The organism is Brucella anthropi (assembly GCF_046630315.1).
Classification (GTDB): domain Bacteria; phylum Pseudomonadota; class Alphaproteobacteria; order Rhizobiales; family Rhizobiaceae; genus Brucella; species Brucella anthropi_A.
Window position 1 is genome coordinate 1 of the sequence record NZ_LQBD01000033.1, and the last position, 23,208, is coordinate 23,208.

Consider the following 23,208-nt stretch of genomic DNA (forward strand, 5'->3'; position numbering starts at 1 on the left):
TGTGGGTTTCGAATTTGGAGCTGCGGTTTCGGGGTTAACGTGTGATCGGGAAACAGAGGATGGCAGTACGAAACAGATTGATTGTGCCATTTCAAATATTTACTCGATTTAAAATGTTTGAAAGTTGTTTGAATCATTTAATCTGTGCGTTATGACCTGTGAGATTCGGGGATTGGCGGTTGGGCGGGCGCCGACCCCGGTATTAACCAAGGCACGATTCGGTGAAGGGTGTTTCACGCCTTCTTCTGGCGCCGCCACATTTTGTACCTAATTTGTACTGCACAAGCAGACACATTATAATAGTATCGATGTGTCATCAGGCGCTCGATTGACAGCCTGCCAGTCTCGTGGCGGCTGAACGACATCACCGGCCGGACATCCCGGCTGGCTCAGTTGAAGGAGAAAGGTTCGCATGAAGGAAGCCTCGGCAACGCAGACAATTGCGCTGGTCGACGACGACCGCAACATCCTGACCTCCGTGTCCATTGCGCTGGAATCGGAAGGCTATCGGGTGGAAACCTATACCGATGGCGCATCCGCGCTGGATGGTCTGATGGCGCGTCCGCCCAATCTTGCGATCTTCGATATCAAGATGCCGCGCATGGATGGCATGGAGCTTCTGCGCCGTCTGCGCCAGAAATCCGACCTCCCCGTCATCTTTCTCACCTCCAAGGACGACGAGATCGACGAGCTTTTCGGGCTCAAGATGGGCGCGGATGATTTCATCACCAAGCCGTTCTCGCAGCGTCTTCTGGTCGAGCGCGTCAAGGCGGTGCTTCGCCGGGTTGCTGCGCGCGACGGCACGGCCAAGCCGACCGGACAGCAGGCAAAATCGCTCGAACGCGGCCAGCTGGTCATGGATCAGGAGCGCCACACCTGCACCTGGAAGGGCGAACCGGTGACGCTCACAGTCACCGAATTCCTGATCCTTCATTCGCTGGCGCAGCGTCCGGGTGTGGTGAAAAGCCGTGACGCCCTCATGGATGCGGCCTATGATGAGCAGGTCTATGTGGATGACCGTACCATCGACAGCCATATCAAACGCCTGCGCAAGAAGTTCAAGGCGGTTGACGACGATTTCGAAATGATCGAAACGCTCTATGGCGTCGGCTATCGCTTCCGCGAGGCCTGATAGATAATGACATATCGCCAGTCCGTGAGGCCTGGCGATAGTTTGATGAGAGCAGACAGAGCGGCATGGTCGCAGAAACCCGGAACGATGGCCTTGTCGGCCAGAAATCGGATTTGCGCGAACGCAGGGCCCGGCGGCAGCGCTCGGTGTTCTGGCGGCGCTTTTTTGCGCCCTTGCGCAAGTTTCTCGGCCAGTATCTGTTTTCGAGCCTGACGCGCCGCATCCTGTTTCTCAATCTGGCGGCGCTGGCCGTTCTGGTTTCCGGCATTCTTTACATGAATCAGTTCCGCGAGGGGCTGATCGATGCGAAGATCGAAAGCCTGCTCACCCAGGGCAAGATCATAGCGGGCGCGATTTCTGCGTCGGCGACCGTCGATACCAATTCCTTGATGATCGATCCGGAAAAGCTTCTGGAACTTCAGGCCGGCCAAAGCCTGACGCCATCGCCGGATTCGCCCGACAATTGGGAATTTCCGATCAATCCGGAAAAGGTTTCTCCCCTGTTGCGCCGGTTGATTTCACCGACCAGCACGCGGGCGCGCATCTATGATCGCTATGCCAATATGCTGCTCGATTCACGCGCGCTCTATTCGCCAAGCTTTCCTTCGGCTGGGCCGGTGCTGCGCTATGACCTGCCGCCGATCGAGGAAGAGACGCCAACCATCTGGGAACGGGCCGGAACATGGATTTCGCACCTGTTCTACGGCGGAGGATTACCGGTCTATCAGGAACAGCCGGGCGGCAACGGCCTCGCTTTTCCCGAAATCGTCAAGGCGCTGGCCGGTTCGCCGCAAACGGCGCAGCGGCGCAACGAAAAGGGCGAGTTGGTCGTCTCGGTCGCCGTCCCGATCCAGCGTTCGCGCGCAATATTGGGCGTGCTTCTGCTTTCCACCGAAGGCGACGATATCGACAAGATCGTGCAGGCCGAGCGCATGGCGGTCTTCCGCGTGTTCGGCGTCGTGTCGCTGGTCATGGTCATCCTGTCGCTTTTCCTCGCATCGACGATTGCAAGCCCGTTGCGCAAGCTTTCCGCCGCTGCCGACCGTGTTCGCCATGGTGTGAAAAGCCGTGTGGAAATTCCCGATTTCTCCGACCGTCAGGATGAAGTCGGCCATCTTTCCACATCTATCCGCGAGATGACGGATTCACTCTATGCCCGCATCGAGGCCATCGAAAGCTTTGCCGCCGATGTCAGTCACGAGTTAAAGAACCCCCTCACCTCGCTGCGCAGCGCCGTCGAAACATTGCCGCTCGCCAAGACCGAGGAATCGCGCAAACGGCTTCTCGACATCATCCAGCACGATGTTCGCCGTCTCGACCGTCTGATTACCGATATTTCCGACGCCTCGCGTCTGGATGCGGAACTGGCGCGCGAACATATCGACCGCGTGGACATGAAGACGCTTCTGACCAATCTCGTGACGGCGGCGCGTGAAGTGCGCCGCAACAAGGTCGGCACCGAAATTGTCTTCAATACCGGCAAGCTTCCCGCCGGAAAAAAGGGTTTTTATGTCGCCGGCCACGATCTGCGGCTCGGTCAGGTGGTGAGCAACCTCATCGAAAATGCGCGTTCTTTCGTGCCTGACGATACCGGACGCATCGTGGTGACGCTGAGTGGCGAAGGCAGCCGCCTGCGCGTGCTTGTCGAGGATAATGGTCCGGGTATTCCGATTGAGAATATCGAGCGCATCTTCGAGCGCTTCTATACGGATCGTCCGGCCTCGGAGGCATTCGGTCAGAATTCCGGCCTCGGTCTTTCGATCAGCCGCCAGATCATCGAGGCTCATGGCGGCACGCTGACGGCGGAAAATATTGTCGATCCGGCAAAACCCGATCAGTTCAAGGGCGCGCGCTTCATCGTCGACCTGCCGGCAAGCGCATGACCCCGGAGGAGAAAAAAAGCGGGTTTCACGCATCGACGCTTCAGGTCCGGGGGCGCGGCGTCATGATTATGGGCCGTTCCGGGGCGGGCAAGACCGAACTTGCGCTGACGCTGGTGGAAAGGGCCATCCTTCGCGGTGAGGCTGCTTCACTGGTCGCGGACGACCGCACATTGCTTCACGTGGAGAGCGGCCGGTTGATTGCCAGTGTTCCGGCAGCGCTTGCAGGCGGTGTGGAGATTCGCGGCGCGGGGCTTTTCAAGGTCGCTTTTGTGGAAGCCGCACCGCTCTATCTCGTTGTCCAGCTTGTGGATCGTGACAAGGCGGAACGTTATCCGGGTGGTGAAACCTGGGAGTTTGAAGGCATTGCCCTCCCCCGTCTTCTTTTGCCGGCTTTGTCTGCGAATGGCGATTCCAACGCGCTTTCGCGGGCCATCGAGGCCACCTTGTTCTACGACAAATGGCCGTCGGATGAGGGCTGAAACGGGCTCTGTTACGAATCGATTAACTTTTCACAACACTGCGGCATTTTGCTTTTTTCATGGCAGCGTGGAAATTTTTCACTTGCTATCAAGATTTGCGCTGCCAAGATGCACAACTCGCCGGCGCTTTTCCGGCGTGGTTTCAGTGCCATCTGCCACTCTGCGGGGTGATGCGGCGGGCACGCGACGGGAGCTTTTATAGTATGATCGGACTCGTGCTTGTTACGCACGGAAGATTGGCCGAAGAGTTTTTACATGCTGTCGAGCATGTAGTCGGGCCGCAGGACAATTTCGAAACCGTTTGCATCGGTGCCGAAGACGATATGGAACAGCGTCGGCGGGATATCGTTGACGCGGTAGAGCGCGCCGATAATGGCCGCGGGGTCATCATTCTGACAGATATGTTTGGTGGTACACCGTCCAATCTTGCCATTTCCGTCATGGAGGAAGGCAAGGTTGAAGTCATCGCCGGTGTCAATCTGCCGATGCTTATCAAGCTGTCGAGCGTCCGCATCGGCGGCGATATCAAGACAGCCCTGCGTGAGGCGCAGGATGCGGGGCGCAAATATATCAATGTTGCGAGCCAGGTGCTGACAGGAAAATAATTCATGCATTCCAGCGTGCCCGTCACCGGCGAATACGAACCCGAAACTGCAATTTCCCGATCCTTCGAGATTGTCAACAAGCGCGGTCTTCATGCCCGCGCTTCGGCCAAGTTCGTGCAGCTGGTCGACGGCTACAATGCGCATGTGCGCGTCAGCAAGGATGGCATGACGGTTGGCGGCACATCGATCATGGGCCTGATGATGCTTGCCGCCTCACCCGGCTGCTCCATCGATGTGAGCGCTTCCGGCGAAGAGGCTGATGCGGTGCTCGACGCGCTCCAGACGCTCATCGCCGACAAGTTTGGCGAAGAATGCTGAAGCACGGAACCGCTGCGGCAGATAAACCCGACGATCCGGTGGCGCTTTCGATAAACCTGCTTGATATGCACGTATAAAGATTTCTTTATATTGCGTTGTGCTTCTGGCCGCAATCTGCTAGTCAAGGCGGCAGCCGGAGCGCTTTCCTGCATGGAAAGCTGCCCCACATTGGAATGCAATTCCGGTGGCTGATTACATCTTTATCGAGCTGGAACTGCCTTTTATTGGAGCACGCGATGACCGCAAGCCAAGATTTTGTCGTCAAGGATCTTAGCCTGGCCGATTGGGGCCGCAAGGAACTCGATATCGCAGAAACCGAAATGCCGGGCCTGATGGCTGCCCGCGAGGAATTCGGCAAGTCGCAGCCTTTGAAGGGCGCGCGCATTTCCGGCTCGCTGCATATGACGATCCAGACCGCCGTTCTGATCGAAACCTTGCAGGCGCTGGGCGCACAGGTCCGCTGGGCCTCCTGCAATATTTTCTCGACGCAGGATCATGCCGCCGCCGCGATTGCCGCAACCGGCACGCCGGTTTTCGCCATCAAGGGCGAAACGCTTGAGGAATACTGGACCTATACCGACAAGATCTTCCAGTGGCCGGACGGTGAACCGTCCAACATGATCCTCGACGATGGCGGCGACGCGACCATGTATATCCTCATCGGCGCGCGCGCCGAAGCGGGCGAGGACGTTCTGTCGAACCCCGGCTCGGAAGAAGAGGAAGTGCTCTTCGCGCAGATCAAGAAGCGCATGGCTGCAACGCCGGGCTTCTTCACGCGCCAGCGCGACGCCATCAAGGGCGTGACGGAGGAAACCACCACCGGCGTCAACCGTCTTTACCAGTTGCAGAAGAAGGGCCTCCTGCCCTTCCCCGCCATCAACGTCAATGACAGCGTCACCAAGTCGAAGTTCGACAACAAGTATGGCTGTAAGGAATCGCTCGTCGACGGCATTCGTCGCGGCACCGACGTCATGATGGCAGGCAAGGTTGCGGTCGTGTGCGGCTATGGCGATGTCGGCAAAGGCTCCGCCCAGTCGCTCGCCGGTGCCGGTGCCCGCGTGAAGGTGACGGAAGTTGATCCGATTTGCGCGCTTCAGGCCGCAATGGACGGTTTCGAGGTCGTGACGCTGGATGATGCCGCTTCCACCGCCGACATCATTGTGACCACGACCGGCAACAAGGACGTGATCACCATCGACCATATGCGCAAGTTCAAGGATATGGCGATCGTCGGCAATATCGGCCACTTCGACAATGAAATTCAGGTGGCTGCACTTCGCAACCTGAAATGGACCAATGTGAAGCCGCAGGTCGACCTGATCGAATTCCCCGATGGCAAGCGCATCATCCTGCTTTCCGAAGGCCGACTGCTCAATCTGGGCAATGCAACGGGTCATCCAAGCTTCGTCATGTCGGCTTCGTTCACCAATCAGGTTCTGGGCCAGATCGAGCTGTTTACCCGCACAGACGCCTACAAGAATGAAGTCTATGTGCTGCCGAAACATCTCGACGAGAAGGTCGCGCGCCTGCATCTCGACAAGCTCGGCGCCAAACTGACTGTGCTTTCCGAGGAACAGGCCGCCTATATCGGCGTCACTCCACAGGGGCCGTTCAAGTCGGAACACTACAGGTATTAACCATACATTAAGTATTGCACTACATGTTGAGACCGGGTGGTTGACAAACTGCCCGGTCTTTCTTTTTGCGTGCAAGATGCTTCACGTGGATTCGCCGGAAGGGTATTGTGTAGGCGAATCAAGGTGTTTGAGCGGGTGTTTGCGTTGCGCGTTTTCTGCCGTTTTTGGCGGAATGCGAGAGGACAATTCATCCCCTGAATACCTGAGAACGCGATGACCATCGTGCACTGTGGCGGCTGCACATGGTCAGGTTTTGATGTGTATTGAAGTGTTTTAATACGGCCAGTCTGCCTTTGGGCGGTTTTCATGGCCGGGTGGCGGAGAAAAGGACGACATGCCAGAGTTCGGCGCAACGGGGATTTTGCGGAATGTTTCCGCAATCGTGACTGCCAGGCAATGGCGTCCTGCCGCCCATGTTGCAAGGCCGTTTGCATGGCTTGCGCCGAAAAATGCCCTGATGAAGGCTTCCGTTTCCCTTGCAACGCTTCTCACCGCCGTGCCTGCTTTTGCGCAGGGTACGGAATCGGCGCGGATCACCCTGCCCTTTGGCGGCGGCAGCGTCGGCGCCTTTGAGATCATCCAGTTTTCCATGTTTCTCGGGGTTATGGGCGCTGCCCTTCTTTCCGCCGGATGGCTGATCCGCGAACGGTCGCGTGTTGCGGCGGAAAACAAGGAACTGCGTTCGAAATTCGCCGATCTCACTCTTGTTGCCCAGCGCAATGAAGCCCTGCTCAACCTCAAGGATCAGCGCATTGTGGTCTGGGATGGCCACAGCACGCGCGCCGAGGTCGTCGGCCTGCTGCCGGATGAAAGTGCGGCGCCGCAGGATCGTTCGGCATTTCTGGCCTTTGGCCGCTGGCTGCGCCCGCAATCGGTGACGGCACTTGAGCGCGCTATTGGAATGCTGCGCGAACAGGCGCGGTCTTTCGATCTCACGGTCGAAACCGTCAACGGCACCCTGCTTGACGTGCGCGGACGCACATCGGGCGGCTTTGCTGTGGCGCGTTTCTTGAGCCTGCAAGGCGTGCAGGCGGAACGTGCGGCCCTTCAGGCGCAAAATCGGGAATTTTCCGAACGTATCGAGCTTTTCCGCCGTCTCTTCGACCGGATCGACCAGCCGGTCTGGACACGCGATGCCGGTGGCCGCGTCGAATGGGTGAATGCCGCCTATGCACAGGCTGTCGATATGGCCGATGCAAGCCAGGTCATATCCGAAGGGCGCGAGTTGTTCGGTGCTCAGGCACGCCAGCGTCTGGAGCGCGACCGCTTTGCCGAGCCTGTCCTGCAGGAACAATTGACGGCTGTGGTGCATGGTGATCGCCGCCTTTTCAACGTGACGGATGTGAGCGGGGAGGCGGGTTCCATCGGCCTCGGCTTCGACCTGACCGAAGTTCAGTCCGTCCGCGAGGAATTGAACCGAACCATGAAAAGCCATGCCGAAACGCTGGACCAGCTTTCGACCGCAGTGGCGATCTTCGATCCCGAGATGAAGTTGCAATTCTTCAATCAGGCTTTCGCGAAATTGTGGTCGCTGGATACAGCCTGGCTGGAATCGCAGCCGAGCAACACGCTGATCCTTGACCGCCTGCGTTCGGAAGGCAAACTGCCCGAACAGCCGGAATGGCGCAAATGGAAGGATTCGGTGCTTTCCGCCTATCGCGCTGTCGAGCCGCAGGAGCATATGTGGCATCTGCCGGATACACGCACGATGCGCGTCGTCGCCAATCCGCATCCGCAAGGCGGCGTGACCTGGTTCTTCGAGAACATGACGGAAAAGTTCGAACTCGAAGGCCGTTACAATACGCTTATCAAGGTACAGGGGGAAACACTCGACCATCTGGCGGAAGCCGTGGCGGTGTTTGGCTCCGATGGCCGCATCCGGCTCTCCAACCCGTCTTTTGCCGATCTCTGGGCGCTGCCGATGCCGCTGATCGTCGAAGGCACGCATATCTCGTCGATTGCCAGGATATGCAGCGAGCGCGGCGGCAATGGCTTGTGGGATGATTTCGTCTCCACCGTCACCGGCTTCCTCGACAAGCGCGACGGGCGCATGGGACAGGTGGAGCTGGATGACGGCACCATTCTTTCCTTCGCCGTGGTGCCGCTGCCGAAGGGGCAGACCATGCTGACCTTCATCGACGTGACCGATACGGTGCGCGTCGAGCGGGCGCTGAAGGAAAAGAACGAGGCGCTGGAACTGGCCGACCAGATCAAGAACGATTTCGTCCAGCACGTTTCCTACGAACTGCGTTCGCCGCTGACCAACATCATCGGCTTTACCGAACTGTTGCAGACCCCGGCTTTCGGATCGCTCAACGAGCGCCAGATCGAATATCTCGACCATATTAGCACGTCGTCATCGGTTCTCCTGACCATCGTCAACGACATTCTCGATCTAGCGACTGTCGATGCCGGCATCATGGAACTGGAGGTTGGCGACGTTTCCGTCGTGGAAGCGATTTCTGCTGCCGCCTCCCGTGTCGGCGAGCGCCTGCATGATCACGATATCGGGCTCGATATCGACATTGCCGACGACGTGGATGTGTTCAAGGCCGATGCGAACCGCGTCCGTCAGGTGCTTTTCAATCTTTTGTCCAATGCCACCAATTATGCGCCGGAAGGCTCCAGCATCCAGCTGCAGGTGGCGCGTGAGGGATCGGAAGTGGTCTTTAGCGTCCACGATGATGGTCCAGGCATGCCCGGTGAAGTGCTCGATACGGTTTTCAAGCGTTTCCAATCCTATCCGAATGGCGGTCGCCGCCGCGGTGCCGGACTTGGACTTGCCATCGTCAAGAGCTTTGTTGAACTGCATGGCGGGTCGGTCGATATCGACACGGGTTCGGGCCGTGGAACCACGGTTATCTGCCGCTTTCCTTCGGAAACGCGCAGCTTCCGCATCGCCGCCGAATAAGGTAAAGGGTGCGCATGAGCGCCTCACAATCCAGCACCAGCTATTTCCTGCCCGACGAAGCCGCGACGCAGCGTTTCGGTGAGGATTTCGCCCTCGCCTTGCAGAGGGGCGATCTTGTTACGCTTTCCGGTGATCTGGGGGCGGGAAAATCCTCGCTTGCCCGCGCGATTATCCGGGCCATCGCCGATGATGGGGGACTGGACGTTCCAAGCCCGACTTTCACGCTGGTGCAGAGCTATGAAGCCTTGCGCATTCCTGTGGCCCATGCCGATCTTTACCGTATTTCACACGGCGAAGAACTGGATGAGCTGGGGCTGCCGGAGTTTCTGGAAGATGGCGTGGTTCTGGCCGAATGGCCGGAGCAGGGCGAAGGCTTTATGCCCGAACCGTCCTTTGCCGTCACACTGAGCCATGAAGGGGCAGGGCGGCGTATTGCCGTGTCCGGGCCTGCGGCCGCGATCCAGCGGCTGGAGCGCAGTCTGGCAATCCGCGCTTTTCTGGATAGTCACGACCGCGCCGATGCAACGCGCCGCTATTTGCAGGGCGATGCTTCCCCACGCAAATACGAGACGATCTGCACGGCTGCACGCGGCGTCGAAATTCTGATGAATGCGCCGCAGATGCCCTATGATCCGCCGCTGCGAGACGGAAAATCCTATCGGCAGATTGCGCATCTGGCAGAAAACATTTTTGCCTTTGCCGCCATGGATGGGCTTCTTGCGGGGCAGGGCTTCCGTGTGCCGCAAATGCGTGCGGCTGATCTCGATGCCGGTTTTCTCATCCTTGAAAATCTCGGAACCGAGGGCGTGCGGGCGGTCTCGGGTGAACCTGTCGCGGAACGTTATGAAGCCGCCGGGCGCTTTCTGGCGCATCTGCATGGTGTTGCCTGGCCTGATCATGTGCCGGTGGCGGGGCACCCCTACCACATCATTGCCGGTTTTGACCGCGATGCGATGATGATCGAGGTGAGCCTTGTCGGCCAGTGGTACGCGCCGCGCATGATGGGAAGGCAGCTCACGGACGCGGAAAAACAAGCTTATGAAGCCGCGTGGGACAAGGTGATAGCCGATATTGCCGATGTCGAAAAGAGCCTGCTCTTGCGCGACTATCATTCGCCGAACCTGTTCTGGTTCCCGGAGGCGGAAGGCAAGGACAAGATCGGCGTCATCGATTTTCAGGATGCGATGATTGGACCGGCGGCCTATGACGTGGCCTCGTTGGCTCTCGATGCGCGTGTGACGATTTCGCCGGAACTGGAACAGGCTGTGGTTGCTGCCTATTGCGATGAGCGCCGTGCACTCGGACACGCATTCGATGAGGCTTTGTTCCGCAAGGCCTATGCCGCGATGGGGGCACAGCGCAATGCCAAGCTGCTTGGCCTTTTCGTCCGGCTCGATGAGCGCGATGGTAAGCCGGATTATCTTAAACATCTGCCGCGCATTCACGACTATCTCGGGCGTGTACTGAAACACCCCGTCATGGCGCCTGTGGCGGCATGGTTTGAGCAATTGGGGTTGATGCAGCAGGAAGAGGCCGCGCAATGAAAATGCCTGAACTGGTAATGGTTCTTGCTGCCGGTCTTGGCAAGCGCATGCGCCCCATCACCGAAACCATACCAAAACCGCTGGTCAAGGTGGCGGGCAAGCCCTTGATCGACTGGGGGCTTGATGCGGCAGCGCAGGCAGGCATCGGTACGGCAATTGTCAATGTGCACTATTTAGCCGACCAACTGGAAGCGCATCTTCGTGATCGCAACGATCTGAAGATCGTAGTTTCGGACGAACGCGACATGCTGCTCGATTCCGCTGGCGGTATTGTGAAGGCGCTGCCGATACTTGGAACCGAACCGTTTTTCATTCTGAATGCCGACACGTTCTGGGTGGGCGACGAGAAATCTCCCAATCTGTCGGCGCTCGCCAAGGCCTGGGATGCCGAACGGATGGATATTCTCCTGATGACGGCGCGTCTCGATCAGGAAACAGGCTATGAGGGCCAGGGCGATTTTGTTGCCGATGAGAAGGGATATCTGCGTCGTGCACGCGATGTTTCCGGCAAGCCGGTGATCTATGCGGGAGCGGGGATCATCCATCCCCGTATTTTCGAAGGCGCGGAGCCGGGTGTGGCCTCGCTCAACCGCTATTTCGATGAGGCAATTGCAGCGGGCCGCCTTTATGGTATGCCAATGACCGGGCACTGGCTGACCGTTGGAACGCCGGACGCCATCGGCGAGGCGGAGGCAGCGCTTACCGCATTAGCATAAGGAGGCAAAACGCATGAGCGCACGACAGCCCAGAGATGGGAAACAGCGCCTGTTTTCAATTCCTCCCGGCACGCCGTTTCTGCCTGCTTTTGCCAAGGCGCTTCTGGAAGGCCGGTTGGTTGAGGGCTTTCCTGCCAACCCCTCCGATCCGCTGGCATTGGCCAATGCAACCATCTATGTGCCGACGCGCCGTGCGGCGCGTGCGCTAAGATCGATTTTAGTAGATAAGAATCTAGCTAGAAGCGCTATATTGCCGACGATAAAACCGCTGGGTGACGTGGATGAAGATGCCGCTTTCTTCAATGCCGACTCATCAGGCGTCTTCGATATCAATCCGCCTATCGGCACGGCGGAGCGGCTTCTGCTTCTGGCGCGATTGATCCGTCCGTGGCGGGAATCGCTGCCCTCCCATGTGCGTGCCCTTTTCGGCGTTGACGATGTTTCCGTTCCGGCAACGACTGCCGATGCGATCTGGCTTGCCCGCGATCTGGCGGGGTTGATGGATCAGGTCGAAACCGACGGAGCTGCATGGAGCGAGCTTGCGAGCATTGCCCCGGAAGACCTCGCCGACTGGTGGCAGGTCACGCTTGGCTTTCTCAATATCGTCACCAATCTGTGGCCGGACATTCTCGCGGAACGCAGGCTTTCAAATCCAGCTGCGCATCGCAATGATCTCATCTGGAGCGAGGTAAAGCGCCTGCGCGCCCATCCGCCAACCGGGCCGGTGATCGTTGCGGGTTCTACCGGTTCCATACCGGCGACTGCCGAACTTATTTCCGCTATTGCGGATTTGCCCAATGGCGCGGTGGTGCTGCCGGGGCTGGACCGCGATCTGGATGATGCCGCCTGGCAGATGCTGGCATCGGCGACCGACAATCCCTCGACCTTTGGTCATCCGCAATTCGGCTTGCGCAAGCTTTTGGATGCAATGCAGACATTGCGCGACGACGTGGAACATCTGGACGATATGCCAGCTTCCAAACGCCTGCGCGAGCGGGTGGTGAGCGAAGCGCTTCGCCCGGCGGAAACGACCGATGCATGGGGCAAGCTTGATATAGAGACTGATAGCTTGCACGCCGCCGCGCAGACGATCGACCTGATTGAAGCCGCCAACGAACGCGAAGAGGCGCTCGCCGTCGCTCTTGCCTTGCGCGATGCCATCAATGAGGAAGGCAAGACGGCGGCGCTCGTCACCGCCGACCGCAATCTGGCGCGGCGCGTGGTGGGTGAACTCGCCCGTTTCGGGATCGATGCCGACGATTCCGGTGGGCGGCACCTGCGCGATGTCGAAACCACGACATTGCTGCGGCTGCTGGTCGAAACCGTGTTCAATCCGGGCGATCCGGTCGCGCTGCTGGCGCTGGTCAAGCATCCGCTGCTGCGGCTGGAGGCGCCCCGCATCGAGCGACGCCTTGCCGCCGAAACGCTCGAACTCATCGCCTTTCGCGGCGGCACGGGCCGCGCTTCGGTGCTCGATCTTCCGGTGTTTTTCGACCGGCGGCTGGAGGAAAGCGCCAACCAGCCATGGCAACCGGCATGGCATGACACCGTTACGCCGGACATGATCGCGGCTGCCCGCAATCTTTGCGAGAGCCTGTCAGAAGCCGTCGTGCCACTCGCACCTTTCGTCCTCGCTGGCCGCAGGACCGAGATCGGCGAAATCGCCCGCGCCACGGTCGAGGCGCTGGAAAATCTTGCGCGCAACGAAAAGGCCAGCCTCGCGCCTTTTTATTCCGGCGAACGCGGAGAACAGCTTGCCGCCTTTTTGCGGGGTCTGGTTTCAAGCGAGGCCGGGCTCGACTTTGAAGCTTCGGAATGGCCAGCCATCCTCGACGCGCTGATGGCGGGCGAGACGGTCAAGCCGCATCCGGGCGGTCATCCGCGGCTCTTCATCTGGGGCGCGCTGGAAGCACGCCTGCAAACCATGGATACGGTGGTGATTGGCGGTCTCAATGAGGGGAGTTGGCCTGCCCGCACCCGCAATGATCCGTTCATGTCGCGCCCGATGAAGTCGATGATCGCGCTCGATCCGCCCGAACGCCGCACCGGCCTTGCCGCCCACGACTTCCAGATGGCGCTGGGCATGGATCATGTCGTGCTGACGCGCTCGCAGCGTTCCGACAATGCGCCGACGGTTCCCTCACGCTGGCTGCAGCGGCTTGAAACCGTGCTGGGCGCTGGTGTGACCGCGCAAATGCGCAGGCGCGGGGCGCGTTTCATCCAGTGGTCGCGCGAAATCGATCAGGCGCCCGACGTGCCTTTCGTCAAGCGGCCGGAACCAGCCCCTCCTGTCGCTGCACGTCCGAAGCATTTTTCGGTGACGGAAATCGAAACGCTGCGCCGCGATCCCTATGCGATTTTCGCCAAGAAGATATTGAAACTCCGGCCACTTGAGCCTTTGATCCGTGATCCGGCTGCCGCCGAGCGCGGCACTTTGTTCCACGATATTCTGGGTCATTTCACGCAAGAGGCAATCGATCCGCTGGCGCCCGATGCCGCCGAACGCCTGATGGAGTTTGGCCGCATCCTCTTTGCCGATATGGATTTGCCGACGGAAATAGAGGCCGTATGGTGGCCGCGCTTCACGGCGCTCATTCCGCAGTTTCTGGCCTGGGAGCGCGAGCGCGCCTATAATGTCCAGACCCGCTTTGCCGAGATTTCCTCCGACAAGCGCGAGGTCGAAGGGCTTGGCATCACGCTTTCCGGCCGTGCGGACCGCATCGACCTGATGCGCGACGGAACAGCCGAAATCATCGATTACAAGACCGGTTCGACGCCATCGCCCAAACAGGCGCATGTGCTGCTGTCGCCGCAGTTGGCATTGGAGGCAGCGTTGCTGGTACGCGGCGCATTCCGCGAACTGGGGGCGGTCCGCGCTTCGGACCTCACCTATGTCCGTCTCAAGGCGGGCGGCGAGGTCAAGCCGGAATCCATCCTCAAGATCGGACGACCGCCATCGGAGAAAACCGCCCTGGCGCTTGGCGAAGAATCCTGGCAGCGGCTGGCGCAACTGCTGGCCGAGTATCAGAAGCCGGAAAAAGGGTATCTGTCGCGCGCATTGCCGTTCCGTGAAACCGATCTGACGGGCGATTACGATCATCTGGCGCGGGTGCTGGAATGGTCTGCCGGGGGCGATACTGGCGGGGAGGGCGAGGCGTGAAAAAGAAGCTCCATATTCCGCCGGAAACATTGTTTGCGCAGGGCAGGGCCGCTGATCCGGCAGCCTCTGTCTGGGTGTCCGCCAATGCAGGTTCAGGCAAGACGCACGTTCTGACCGAACGGGTTATCCGCCTGCTGCTGGAAGGCACGGACCCGTCCAAGATTCTCTGCCTCACCTATACCAAGGCGGCAGCGGCGGTGATGCAGAACCGCGTGTTCATGCGGCTTTCCGAATGGGCGGTCCTGCCCGATATCGAACTTGCCGAACGTCTGAAATCGCTGGAAGGGCGCAGGCCGGGCGATGCCCGTCTTGCCGCCGCGCGACGGCTGTTTGCGCGTGCGCTGGAAACGCCGGGCGGGCTGAAAATCCAGACCATCCACGCTTTCTGCGAAGCGATCCTGCACCAGTTCCCGCTTGAGGCGAACATTGCCGGTCATTTCGAGATGATGGATGATCTGATGCAGGCCGCTCTTGTCGGCGAAGCGCGGCGTCAGTTGCTTGAAACAGCGCATGGCGGCGGCGATATTGAGCTCGCAGCAGCCTTTGCCGATGTTTTGCAGGCAGCCGGCGAGATGGGGCTGCAATCGCTTCTGGACGAGGCGGTAAGCAGACGCAACGGCTTGCAGACCTATATCGCCGAACTGGGCGTGGCGGCACATCGAAGCGAAGCCCTGCATCGCGCTTTCCGCTTCGATCCGCAAACCAGCGAAGACGATCTCGTCGCCGATCTCTGGCCGATACCGGAATTTTCCGACGATGCGCTCGATCTCATCATGTCGATCCAAAAGGGCGCGTCGCGCGCGCAGGATTTTGCGCTACAACTCCGGCGTTTTGAGAAAGTGACAAGCCAGCGCGACCGCGAGGCCGTGTTGCGCGCCGCCTTCCTGAAAAGTACCGGCGAGCCCAAATCCGGCTCCTATGTCTGCTCGGCAGCGGTGAAAAAACTTCTGCCGGATTTCGAGGAAGATTTCGACGCGGCGGCGGCGCGTGTCGAACAGGGTCTCGACCGGCTGAAGGAGTTGCGCCTTGTGCGGCTCAATCTGGCCGCGCTGACGCTGATCGATAATCTGCTGCAACGCTATCATGACCTGAAACGCCAGCGTGGACTGCTCGATTTCGAGGATCTCATCACCCGAACCGTGGCGCTGCTTGCCCGTAACGGCGCAGGGCAGTGGGTGCAATATAAGCTCGATCGCGGCATCGATCATATTTTGGTCGATGAGGCGCAGGATACCAGCCCCGACCAGTGGCAGGTGATCCGCATGTTGTCGGAAGAATTTTTCTCCGGCCTCGGGCAGCGCAATATCAGCCGCACGCTCTTTGCCGTCGGTGATGAAAAACAGTCGATCTATTCGTTCCAGGGCGCGGTGCCGGAGGATTTTGCGGCGCAGGGGCGTTCCGTCAGTCTTCGCGCGGAAGATGCAGAGCTGAAATTCGAGCGCGTTAGTCTCAATTTCTCGTTCCGCTCCGCGCCGGATGTTTTGCAGGCGGTCGACGAGGTTTTTGCGCGACCCGAGGCCAATCGCGGCCTTGCGGGCGCAACGGTGCATGAGGCCATTCGTTCCGACGCGCCGGGCGAGGTGGAAATCTGGGATATGCTGACGCCGGAAGTGGTGGAAGAACCGGACGACTGGCGTGAGCCGGTTGATCATCTGGCAGCACCTGCCGTCCGGCTGGCGGATCAGATAGCCGCCACCATTCGCCACTGGCTGGATAGAGGCGAAGCTATTCCGGGACAGAACCGGCGGATCATGCCGCGTGACATCATGGTACTGGTGCGAAAGCGCGACCAGTTCATGCCTGCTCTGTCGCGGGCGCTGAAAAACCTGTCCGTTCCGGTGGCAGGCGCTGACCGCCTGCGGCTCACCAGCCATATCGCCATTCAGGACCTGATGGCGCTCGGGCGTTTCGTGTTGCAGCCTTCGGATGATCTTTCGCTGGCATCGATCCTGAAAAGCCCGCTGTTCGGCTGGGATGACAACCAGCTGTTCGAGCTTGCCCATCCGCGAGGTTCAAGCCTCACACTGTTTGAGCGGCTCTACCAGCTATCGCGCAGCGATGCAGCATTGGCCGAAGTGCACAAAACCTTGAGCCGCTGGCGCAATATGGCCGACACCATGCCGGTGTTCGAATTCTATGCACGCATATTGAGCGCGGACGGTGCACGGCGAAAACTTCTGGCCCGGTTGGGGCCGGAGGCTGGCGACATTATCGACGAATTCCAGAACTATGCGCTTTCCGCCGAGCGCGCCGGTCTGCCGGGCTTGCAGGCCTTCCTTGAAACGCTGGAAGCGGCATCGCCAGAAATCAAGCGCGAACTGGATCAGGGGCGCAATGAAGTGCGCATCATGACCGTCCATGCCGCCAAGGGGCTGGAAGGGGCGGTGGTGTTTCTGGTCGATCCGGGAAGCGCGGTCTGGACCGGCAGTCGCGCGCCAAAGCTTATTCCTTTTGAGTTTTCGAACGACAATCCTCCGGTGAAAGGCTATCTCTGGCAACCCAATGCCGGATACCAGACGGGATTCACGACCGCGCAGATCGAAAAGCTCAAAACGCGGGCCGAGGAAGAATATCGCCGCCTGCTTTATGTCGGCATGACGCGGGCCGAAGACCGTCTCATCATCTGCGGCTATCGCGGCACGCGTGAAAGCGGCGAGACATGGCATCGCCTTGTCGAGGATGCGCTGGCCACCAAGGCCGAGACATTCGTGCACCCCGTTCTGAAAGTTGCCGCGCGGCGTTACCGCAATACACCGCGCGGAATGGTCGAGATTGCCGATCAGAACAAGGCTGAAGACCATGCTTTGCCATCATTTCCAGACGAATATCGCAAGCCGATAAAGCCTGAAACCGGATTGCCGCGGCCGCTGGCTCCATCCGGCGCATCCGCGTTGATCGAAGCGGATGAGGAACCGCCGCTCGATACGTTTTCGCCGGTTCTGGGGCCGGGCAATGGCACGCCAGCCTTTGCGCTGCGGCGCGGCACGGCAATCCACATGCTGCTGCAATATCTGCCCGATGTGCCACAGGCTGACCGTGCAACGCTTGCGCATGACTATCTTGACCGGATCACCGCCGATTGGCCGGAAACGGAGCGTCAGATAGCATGGCAAAGTGTGCGGACCATTCTGGACGATCCGACCTATGCGCCTGTCTTTGCGGAAGGCTCACGCGGGGAAGTCGCCATCATGGGTACGATCGAGCTTGGCGGGCGCGATCATGCCGTGTCGGGCCAGATCGACCGCATCAGCGTCGGTGAGGACCGGGTGCTGATCGTCGACTACAAGACCAATCGACCGCCACCGAAAACTGTTCAAGCGGTTCCTTTCGCCTATCGGGCGCAGCTTGCGCTCTACCGGGAATTGCTGGCACCGCTCTATCCGGGACGGATTGTCGAAACGGCGCTCCTTTTCACCGAGGGCCCGTTTTTGATGCCTTTGCCGGATGCGATTCTGGACGAGGCGTTGCAGTCCCTGAAAGACTCTCAAGGAAAGGTGAGTAACCAGAACTTGACGGATGGCGGCAGACGCGCCACATGATATAGTGAATAAAGAGCGGAATGTGGTGTGAGTCTGAAAAGATGTCTGCCGTTCTTGGTGAGAAAAGAGGATAGCCCTATGGCAACCGTTAAGGTCGATAACAGCAATTTTCAGTCGGACGTTCTCCAGTCGAGCGAGCCTGTGGTGGTGGATTTCTGGGCGGAGTGGTGCGGTCCCTGCAAGATGATCGCTCCGGCACTGGATGAAATCGCGACCGAAATGGCCGGCCAGATCAAGATCGCCAAGGTGAACATTGATGAGAACCCGGAACTGGCCGCGCAGTTCGGCGTGCGTTCGATCCCGACGCTTCTGATGTTCAAGGACGGCGAACTCGCCGCCAATATGGTTGGCGCTGCTCCGAAGAGCCGCCTTGCCGACTGGATCAAGGCTTCGGCTGCATAAAGAACAGCATTATAAAAACGCAAAACCCGGCCTGCGAGCCGGGTTTTTGTTTATTGGGGTGGCGTGCCGTTATCGCGCAAGACTTCACCGGCAAGGTAAAGCGAACCGCCAATCAGGATACGTGGCGGCGCTTCATCCGCAGGCCATGTGTCGTGTAGAAGTTTCAACGCATTGGCAACCGAATGCACCGGTTCTGCCGACAGATTGGCTTTCTGGGCTGCGATCGCCAGCGCGTCGTTGGGAATGCCCGCATCGCTGGACGGAATAGGCACGGTGAAAACATGCCGTGCCATGCCGGCAAAGGCTTCGAAATAGCCAACCGGGTCCTTGGTATTGATCATGCCGGTTACGAGAAACAGCGGGCGCGCATTGCGTTCTTCAAGGTCGCCAAAGGCTTCCGCGATCACGGCACCCGCGCCCGGATTATGCCCGCCATCGAGCCAGATTTCAGATGCTGCCGGAGCGAGGTTCACGAGCTCGCCATGGGTCAGCCGCTGCATGCGGGCAGGCCAGTCCACCACCATCAGCGCCTTTTCGACGGCTTTGTCGGTCAGGTTGAACCCGGCCATCTGTACGGCCTCGATTGCGGCTGCGGCATTGGAAATCTGATGACGTCCGGGCAGGCGCGGCAATGGCAGGTCGATCAGGCCATCCTCGTTCTGGAACACCATGCGGCCATGTTCCTCGAAAGCGAGAAAATCCTGCCCGTAAACCGAGACGGGACAACCAAGGCGGTCTGCGGTCGAGACGAGAACCTCCCGTGCCGCATCAAAGGGCTGGAACCCTACGACGACCGGGCAATCCTTCTTGATGATACCGGCTTTTTCAGCGGCAATAAGCTCCACACGGTCGCCGAGATAGGCCTGATGGTCGATGGAAACCGGCATGATGAGCGAGACGGCGGGTTCAGGAATGACATTGGTGGCGTCGAAACGCCCGCCAAGGCCCACTTCCATGATGACGACATCCGCCGGATGCTCGGAAAAGAGCACGAAGGCCACGGCGGTCAGGATTTCGAAAACAGTGATGTGCTGGCCGCCATTGGCCGCTGCAACACGCTCTATGGCTTCGGCCAGAATATCGTCGCTGACCAGCCTGCCGCCGCCTGGCGCTGCCAGGCGATAGCGCTCGTGCCAGTGGACGAGGTGCGGCGAGGTGTGGACGTGAACATCGAAGCCGCCCGCTTCCAGAAGCGCGCGGCAGAAAGCGGTCGCCGATCCCTTGCCGTTGGTTCCGGCAATGTGGATGACCGGCGGCAGTTTCAGATGCGGATTGCCAAGCTGTTCCAGCAGACCGCGAATGCGGTCGAGCGAAAGATCGAAACCCTTTGGATGCAACTGCATAAGCCGCTCGATTGCGGCGGCGGCTTTTTCGGTCACGATCAGGCTGCCTTGTCGGTTGCTTCCGTCTTTTTGGGTTCCGGCGCGTCGCTATTGCCGGGCTGTCTGGTCATGATCTTGAGAAGGCGTGCAATCGTGCCCTTCAGTTCCAGACGCGAGACGACCATGTCGACCATGCCGTGTTCCATGAGATAGTCGGCGCTCTGGAAGCCTTCCGGCAGCTTTTCGCGGATCGTCTGCTCGATGACGCGCGGTCCGGCAAAGCCGATCAGTGCGCCGGGTTCGGCAATGTGGACATCGCCCAGCATGGCATAGGAAGCCGTCACGCCGCCGGTGGTCGGATTGGTCAGGACGACGATGTAGGGCAGACCGGCTTCTTTCAGCATTTCCACGGCAACCGTGGTGCGCGGAAGCTGCATGAGCGACAGGATGCCTTCCTGCATGCGCGCGCCACCGGAGGCGGCGAACAGAACCAGCGGACGCTTGAGTTCTATGGCCTTTTCAAAGCCCTGGATGATCGCTTCACCGGCGCCCATGCCGAGCGAACCGCCCATGAAGCCGAAATCCTGGACCGTGGCGACAATCGGCAGACCTTCGATGGTGCCGAGGCCGTTGATGATGGCGTCATCCATGCCGGTGCGGGTGCGATAATCCTTGAGACGGTCGATATATTTCTTCTCGTCGCGGAATTTCAGCGGATCGACAGGCACTTTTGGCGCTTCAAGCGTCGTATATTCGCCATTGTCAAAGAAAAAGCGCAGGCGATCCTTCGCCTTGATGCGCATGTGATGGCCCGAAGACGGAATCACGAACTGGTTGCTTTCCAGATCCTTGTGGAACACCATTTCGCCGGTCGATGGATCCTTGATCCATAGATTTTCCGGCATTTCACGGCGACCGAGCATCGAATTGATCTTCGGACGAACGTAGTTGGTGATCCAGTTCATGACGTTTGGTTCCGTTTCTTGTTCTTCGGCAACGACTTCTCAGCCGCTTAAATGGACGATTTATTGGGCGGCTTCAAGGCGTGTGGCGCGCACACTCTCCGCAAGGGCGCGGACAAGCCGGGTCGCGGCGGCGACCGGATCGCCTTTCACCTTGTTCTTTTCATCGAGTTCACCGGCGATGGCATTGACGATGGCCGTGCCGACGACGACGCCATCCGCATGGGCGGCGATGGCTGCGGCCTGTTCCGGCGTCTTGACGCCGAAACCGACGCAGATCGGCAGGTCGGTGCTTTTCTTGATGTGACGTACGGCTTCGCCGACCTTTGCCGTATCGGCGATCGCCGAGCCGGTGATGCCGTTCATCGAGACATAATAGACGAAGCCCGACGAGTTATGCAGCACTTTCGGCAGGCGCTTGTCGTCGGTGGTCGGCGCGGTGAGGCGAATGAAATTGATGCCCGCCTTCATGGCCGGAATGCAAAGTTCCGCATCCATTTCGGAGGGAAGATCGACGACGATCAGGCCGTCGACGCCGGATGCCTTGGCATCGGCCAGAAAGCGCTCCACGCCATAGACATAGATCGGGTTGTAATAGCCCATCATCACGATGGGTGTTGTGTTGTCTTCCTTGCGGAATTCCGCGGCCATATGCAGCGTCTTGGCGAGCGTCTGTCCGGCATTGAGGGCACGCAGGCCAGCCGCCTGAATGGCCGGGCCATCGGCCATCGGGTCGGAGAAAGCCATGCCAAGCTCGATCACGTCCGCCCCGGCTTTCGGCAGCGCCTTCATCACCTTGAGCGAAGTTTCCAGATCGGGATCGCCACCCATGAAATAGGTAACGAGCGCCGGACGGCCCTCGGCCTTCAGTTCGGCGAATTTGGTGTCGATGCGAGTCGTCATACTGTGCCCCGTGGCAAAGTGCGCGCCAGATAGTCGGCAACGGACTTGCCCGCCATTGCCGTTTCCATCCATGCGCGCCGTTCAAAGTCAATAATTCCGAGTTCCCAAACACAGGCCATCAAGAGCGGCTGCGCGGATATGAATTCCACCTCGTCGCCGAGTTCCGACTGCCAGAGGATTTCCGTGGCGATGCCGCCTTCCAGCCACCAGTGCAGAAGCAGCCACAGGCCCTCCTCTCCCTGATGCAGAATGGCGAAACCGGCCCCCAGATGCGGCAGGGCGACGAGCTTTTCAGCAGCGGCTTCGATCTGCCTGCGGGCGAGGCCGACAGCGGCCTCCGCCACTGGATTGGCCGGATCGGCTTCGATGATGTTGAGCTTGATCGTCGCCGGGCCGCACGTCGTCAGGCCGTCGAACCATGCGGCGCGCGGCTTGTAGACGGAGATTTCGGCGACGTCGTTACCCATGTCAGATGTCCATGCCGAGAAGCTTGCCGACCGTGTGGACATCCTTGTCGCCACGACCGGACAGATTGACGATCATGACCTGATCCTTGCCCATGGCCGGCGCCATTTTCACGGCCTGCGCAATGGCATGGGCGGATTCGAGCGCGGGGATAATGCCTTCGGTGCGGGTGCATAGCTGGAATGCATCCAGCGCCTCATCGTCGAGGATCGGCACATAATCGACGCGCCCGCTATCCCGCAGCCATGCATGTTCCGGCCCGACGCCGGGATAGTCGAGACCGGCGGAAACGGAATGGCCTTCGAGAATCTGGCCGTCACTGTTCTGGAGGAGATAGGTGCGGTTGCCATGCAGCACGCCGGGGCGGCCCGCGCTCATCGAGGCGCAATGCTCCTCGCCCTCGAGGCCGCGTCCGCCTGCTTCGACACCGACGATCTTCACCGAGGCGTCATCGAGGAATGGATGGAACAGGCCGATGGCATTGGAGCCGCCGCCGACCGCCGCTACGATCACATCCGGCAGGCGGCCTTCCTGTTCCAGAATCTGCTGGCGCGCTTCGGTGCCGATGACGGACTGGAAATCGCGCACCAGTTCGGGATAGGGATGCGGACCGGCGGCGGTGCCGATCAGGTAATAGGTATCCTCGACATTCGTAACCCAGTCGCGCAGGGCTTCGTTCATCGCGTCTTTCAGCGTGCCGTTGCCCGCGGAAACCGGCCTCACTTCCGCGCCGAGCAGCTTCATGCGGAACACGTTCGGCTTTTGACGCTCGACGTCGGTTGCCCCCATATAGACCACGCAGGGCAGGCCGAAGCGCGCGGCAACGGTGGCAGATGCCACGCCATGCTGGCCGGCGCCGGTTTCGGCGATGATGCGCGTCTTGCCCATGCGCTTGGCCAGCAGAATCTGGCCAAGGCAATTGTTGATCTTGTGGCTGCCGGTGTGGTTCAGGTCTTCGCGCTTGAAGTAAATCTTCGCGCCGCCCAGATGTTTCGTCAGGCCTTCGGCAAAATAGAGCTTGGAAGGTCGTCCGGCGTAAAAGGTGGAAAGCGCGTTCAGTTCCGCCTTGAACGCAGGATCGTTCTTCGCCGTTCCATAGGCGTCCTGCAATTGGAGGATCAGCGGCATGAGTGTTTCGGCGACAAAACGGCCACCGAACATGCCGAACATGCCCTCTTCGTCAGGGCCCGTCTTGTAGGAATTGGGTGCAACCGGCTTGTTCAACGTTTC

17 protein-coding genes are annotated in these 23,208 nt (G+C 59.5%); 12 read left to right on the forward strand and 5 right to left on the reverse strand.

Annotated elements, in window-relative coordinates; genetic code table 11:
• Window positions 1-412 precede the first annotated feature (412 nt).
• The 12 genes from AVM02_RS13745 (at window position 413) to trxA (ending at window position 18,326) form a co-directional block, all read left to right on the forward strand.
• On the forward strand, window positions 413-1,132 hold the full coding sequence (locus tag AVM02_RS13745; protein WP_006468074.1) for a response regulator transcription factor: 720 nt from the start codon (window positions 413-415) through the stop codon (window positions 1,130-1,132).
• Between the two features lie 65 nt (window positions 1,133-1,197).
• Entirely contained in the window at window positions 1,198-3,015 is a 1,818-nt protein-coding gene (locus AVM02_RS13750) for a stimulus-sensing domain-containing protein (RefSeq protein WP_411507490.1), read from the forward strand.
• Complete coding sequence (locus AVM02_RS13755) at window positions 3,012-3,494, forward strand: HPr kinase/phosphorylase (RefSeq protein ID WP_411507491.1); 483 nt, start codon at window positions 3,012-3,014, stop codon at window positions 3,492-3,494. The genes AVM02_RS13750 and AVM02_RS13755 overlap by 4 nt, the downstream gene beginning before the upstream one ends.
• Before the next feature lie 203 nt (window positions 3,495-3,697).
• Complete coding sequence (locus tag AVM02_RS13760; RefSeq protein ID WP_411507492.1) at window positions 3,698-4,099, forward strand: PTS sugar transporter subunit IIA; 402 nt, start codon at window positions 3,698-3,700, stop codon at window positions 4,097-4,099.
• A gap of 3 nt (window positions 4,100-4,102) precedes the next feature.
• Window positions 4,103-4,417: an HPr family phosphocarrier protein gene (locus tag AVM02_RS13765; protein ID WP_411507493.1), complete on the forward strand. Its 315-nt coding sequence runs from the start codon at window positions 4,103-4,105 to the stop codon at window positions 4,415-4,417.
• A gap of 236 nt (window positions 4,418-4,653) precedes the next feature.
• Entirely contained in the window at window positions 4,654-6,054 is a 1,401-nt protein-coding gene (gene ahcY, locus AVM02_RS13770) for an adenosylhomocysteinase (RefSeq protein WP_140020553.1), read from the forward strand.
• 457 nt (window positions 6,055-6,511) lie between these two features.
• Complete coding sequence (locus tag AVM02_RS13775; RefSeq protein WP_411507680.1) at window positions 6,512-8,965, forward strand: PAS-domain containing protein; 2,454 nt, start codon at window positions 6,512-6,514, stop codon at window positions 8,963-8,965.
• A 14-nt stretch (window positions 8,966-8,979) separates the two neighbouring features.
• A complete protein-coding gene (gene tsaE / locus AVM02_RS13780; protein WP_411507494.1) occupies window positions 8,980-10,509 on the forward strand; it encodes a tRNA (adenosine(37)-N6)-threonylcarbamoyltransferase complex ATPase subunit type 1 TsaE in 1,530 nt (509 codons plus the stop codon).
• Window positions 10,506-11,225: a nucleotidyltransferase family protein gene (locus AVM02_RS13785; protein WP_411507495.1), complete on the forward strand. Its 720-nt coding sequence runs from the start codon at window positions 10,506-10,508 to the stop codon at window positions 11,223-11,225. The genes tsaE and AVM02_RS13785 overlap by 4 nt, the downstream gene beginning before the upstream one ends.
• 13 nt (window positions 11,226-11,238) lie before the next feature.
• Complete coding sequence (addB, locus tag AVM02_RS13790) at window positions 11,239-14,385, forward strand: double-strand break repair protein AddB (RefSeq protein ID WP_411507496.1); 3,147 nt, start codon at window positions 11,239-11,241, stop codon at window positions 14,383-14,385.
• Entirely contained in the window at window positions 14,382-17,924 is a 3,543-nt protein-coding gene (gene addA / locus AVM02_RS13795; RefSeq protein ID WP_411507497.1) for a double-strand break repair helicase AddA, read from the forward strand. The genes addB and addA overlap by 4 nt, the downstream gene beginning before the upstream one ends.
• Before the next feature lie 78 nt (window positions 17,925-18,002).
• Complete coding sequence (gene trxA / locus AVM02_RS13800) at window positions 18,003-18,326, forward strand: thioredoxin (RefSeq protein ID WP_075041819.1); 324 nt, start codon at window positions 18,003-18,005, stop codon at window positions 18,324-18,326.
• A gap of 50 nt (window positions 18,327-18,376) precedes the next feature.
• Here trxA and AVM02_RS13805 read toward each other — a convergent pair whose 3' ends face one another.
• Genes AVM02_RS13805 through trpB form a run of 5 tightly spaced genes read right to left on the reverse strand, consistent with a single transcriptional unit; the run spans window position 18,377 to window position 23,202 of the window.
• Entirely contained in the window at window positions 18,377-19,669 is a 1,293-nt protein-coding gene (locus AVM02_RS13805) for a bifunctional folylpolyglutamate synthase/dihydrofolate synthase (RefSeq protein ID WP_411507681.1), read from the reverse strand.
• A gap of 38 nt (window positions 19,670-19,707) precedes the next feature.
• Window positions 19,708-20,613: an acetyl-CoA carboxylase, carboxyltransferase subunit beta gene (accD, locus tag AVM02_RS13810; protein WP_411507498.1), complete on the reverse strand. Its 906-nt coding sequence runs from the start codon at window positions 20,611-20,613 to the stop codon at window positions 19,708-19,710.
• A 60-nt stretch (window positions 20,614-20,673) separates the two neighbouring features.
• On the reverse strand, window positions 20,674-21,513 hold the full coding sequence (gene trpA / locus AVM02_RS13815; protein WP_411507499.1) for a tryptophan synthase subunit alpha: 840 nt from the start codon (window positions 21,511-21,513) through the stop codon (window positions 20,674-20,676).
• Window positions 21,510-21,980, reverse strand: coding sequence for a hypothetical protein (locus AVM02_RS13820; RefSeq protein ID WP_411507500.1), 471 nt, complete (start codon window positions 21,978-21,980; stop codon window positions 21,510-21,512). The genes trpA and AVM02_RS13820 overlap by 4 nt, the downstream gene beginning before the upstream one ends.
• A gap of 1 nt (window position 21,981) precedes the next feature.
• On the reverse strand, window positions 21,982-23,202 hold the full coding sequence (gene trpB, locus AVM02_RS13825) for a tryptophan synthase subunit beta (protein ID WP_411507501.1): 1,221 nt from the start codon (window positions 23,200-23,202) through the stop codon (window positions 21,982-21,984).
• Window positions 23,203-23,208: the final 6 nt, after the last annotated feature.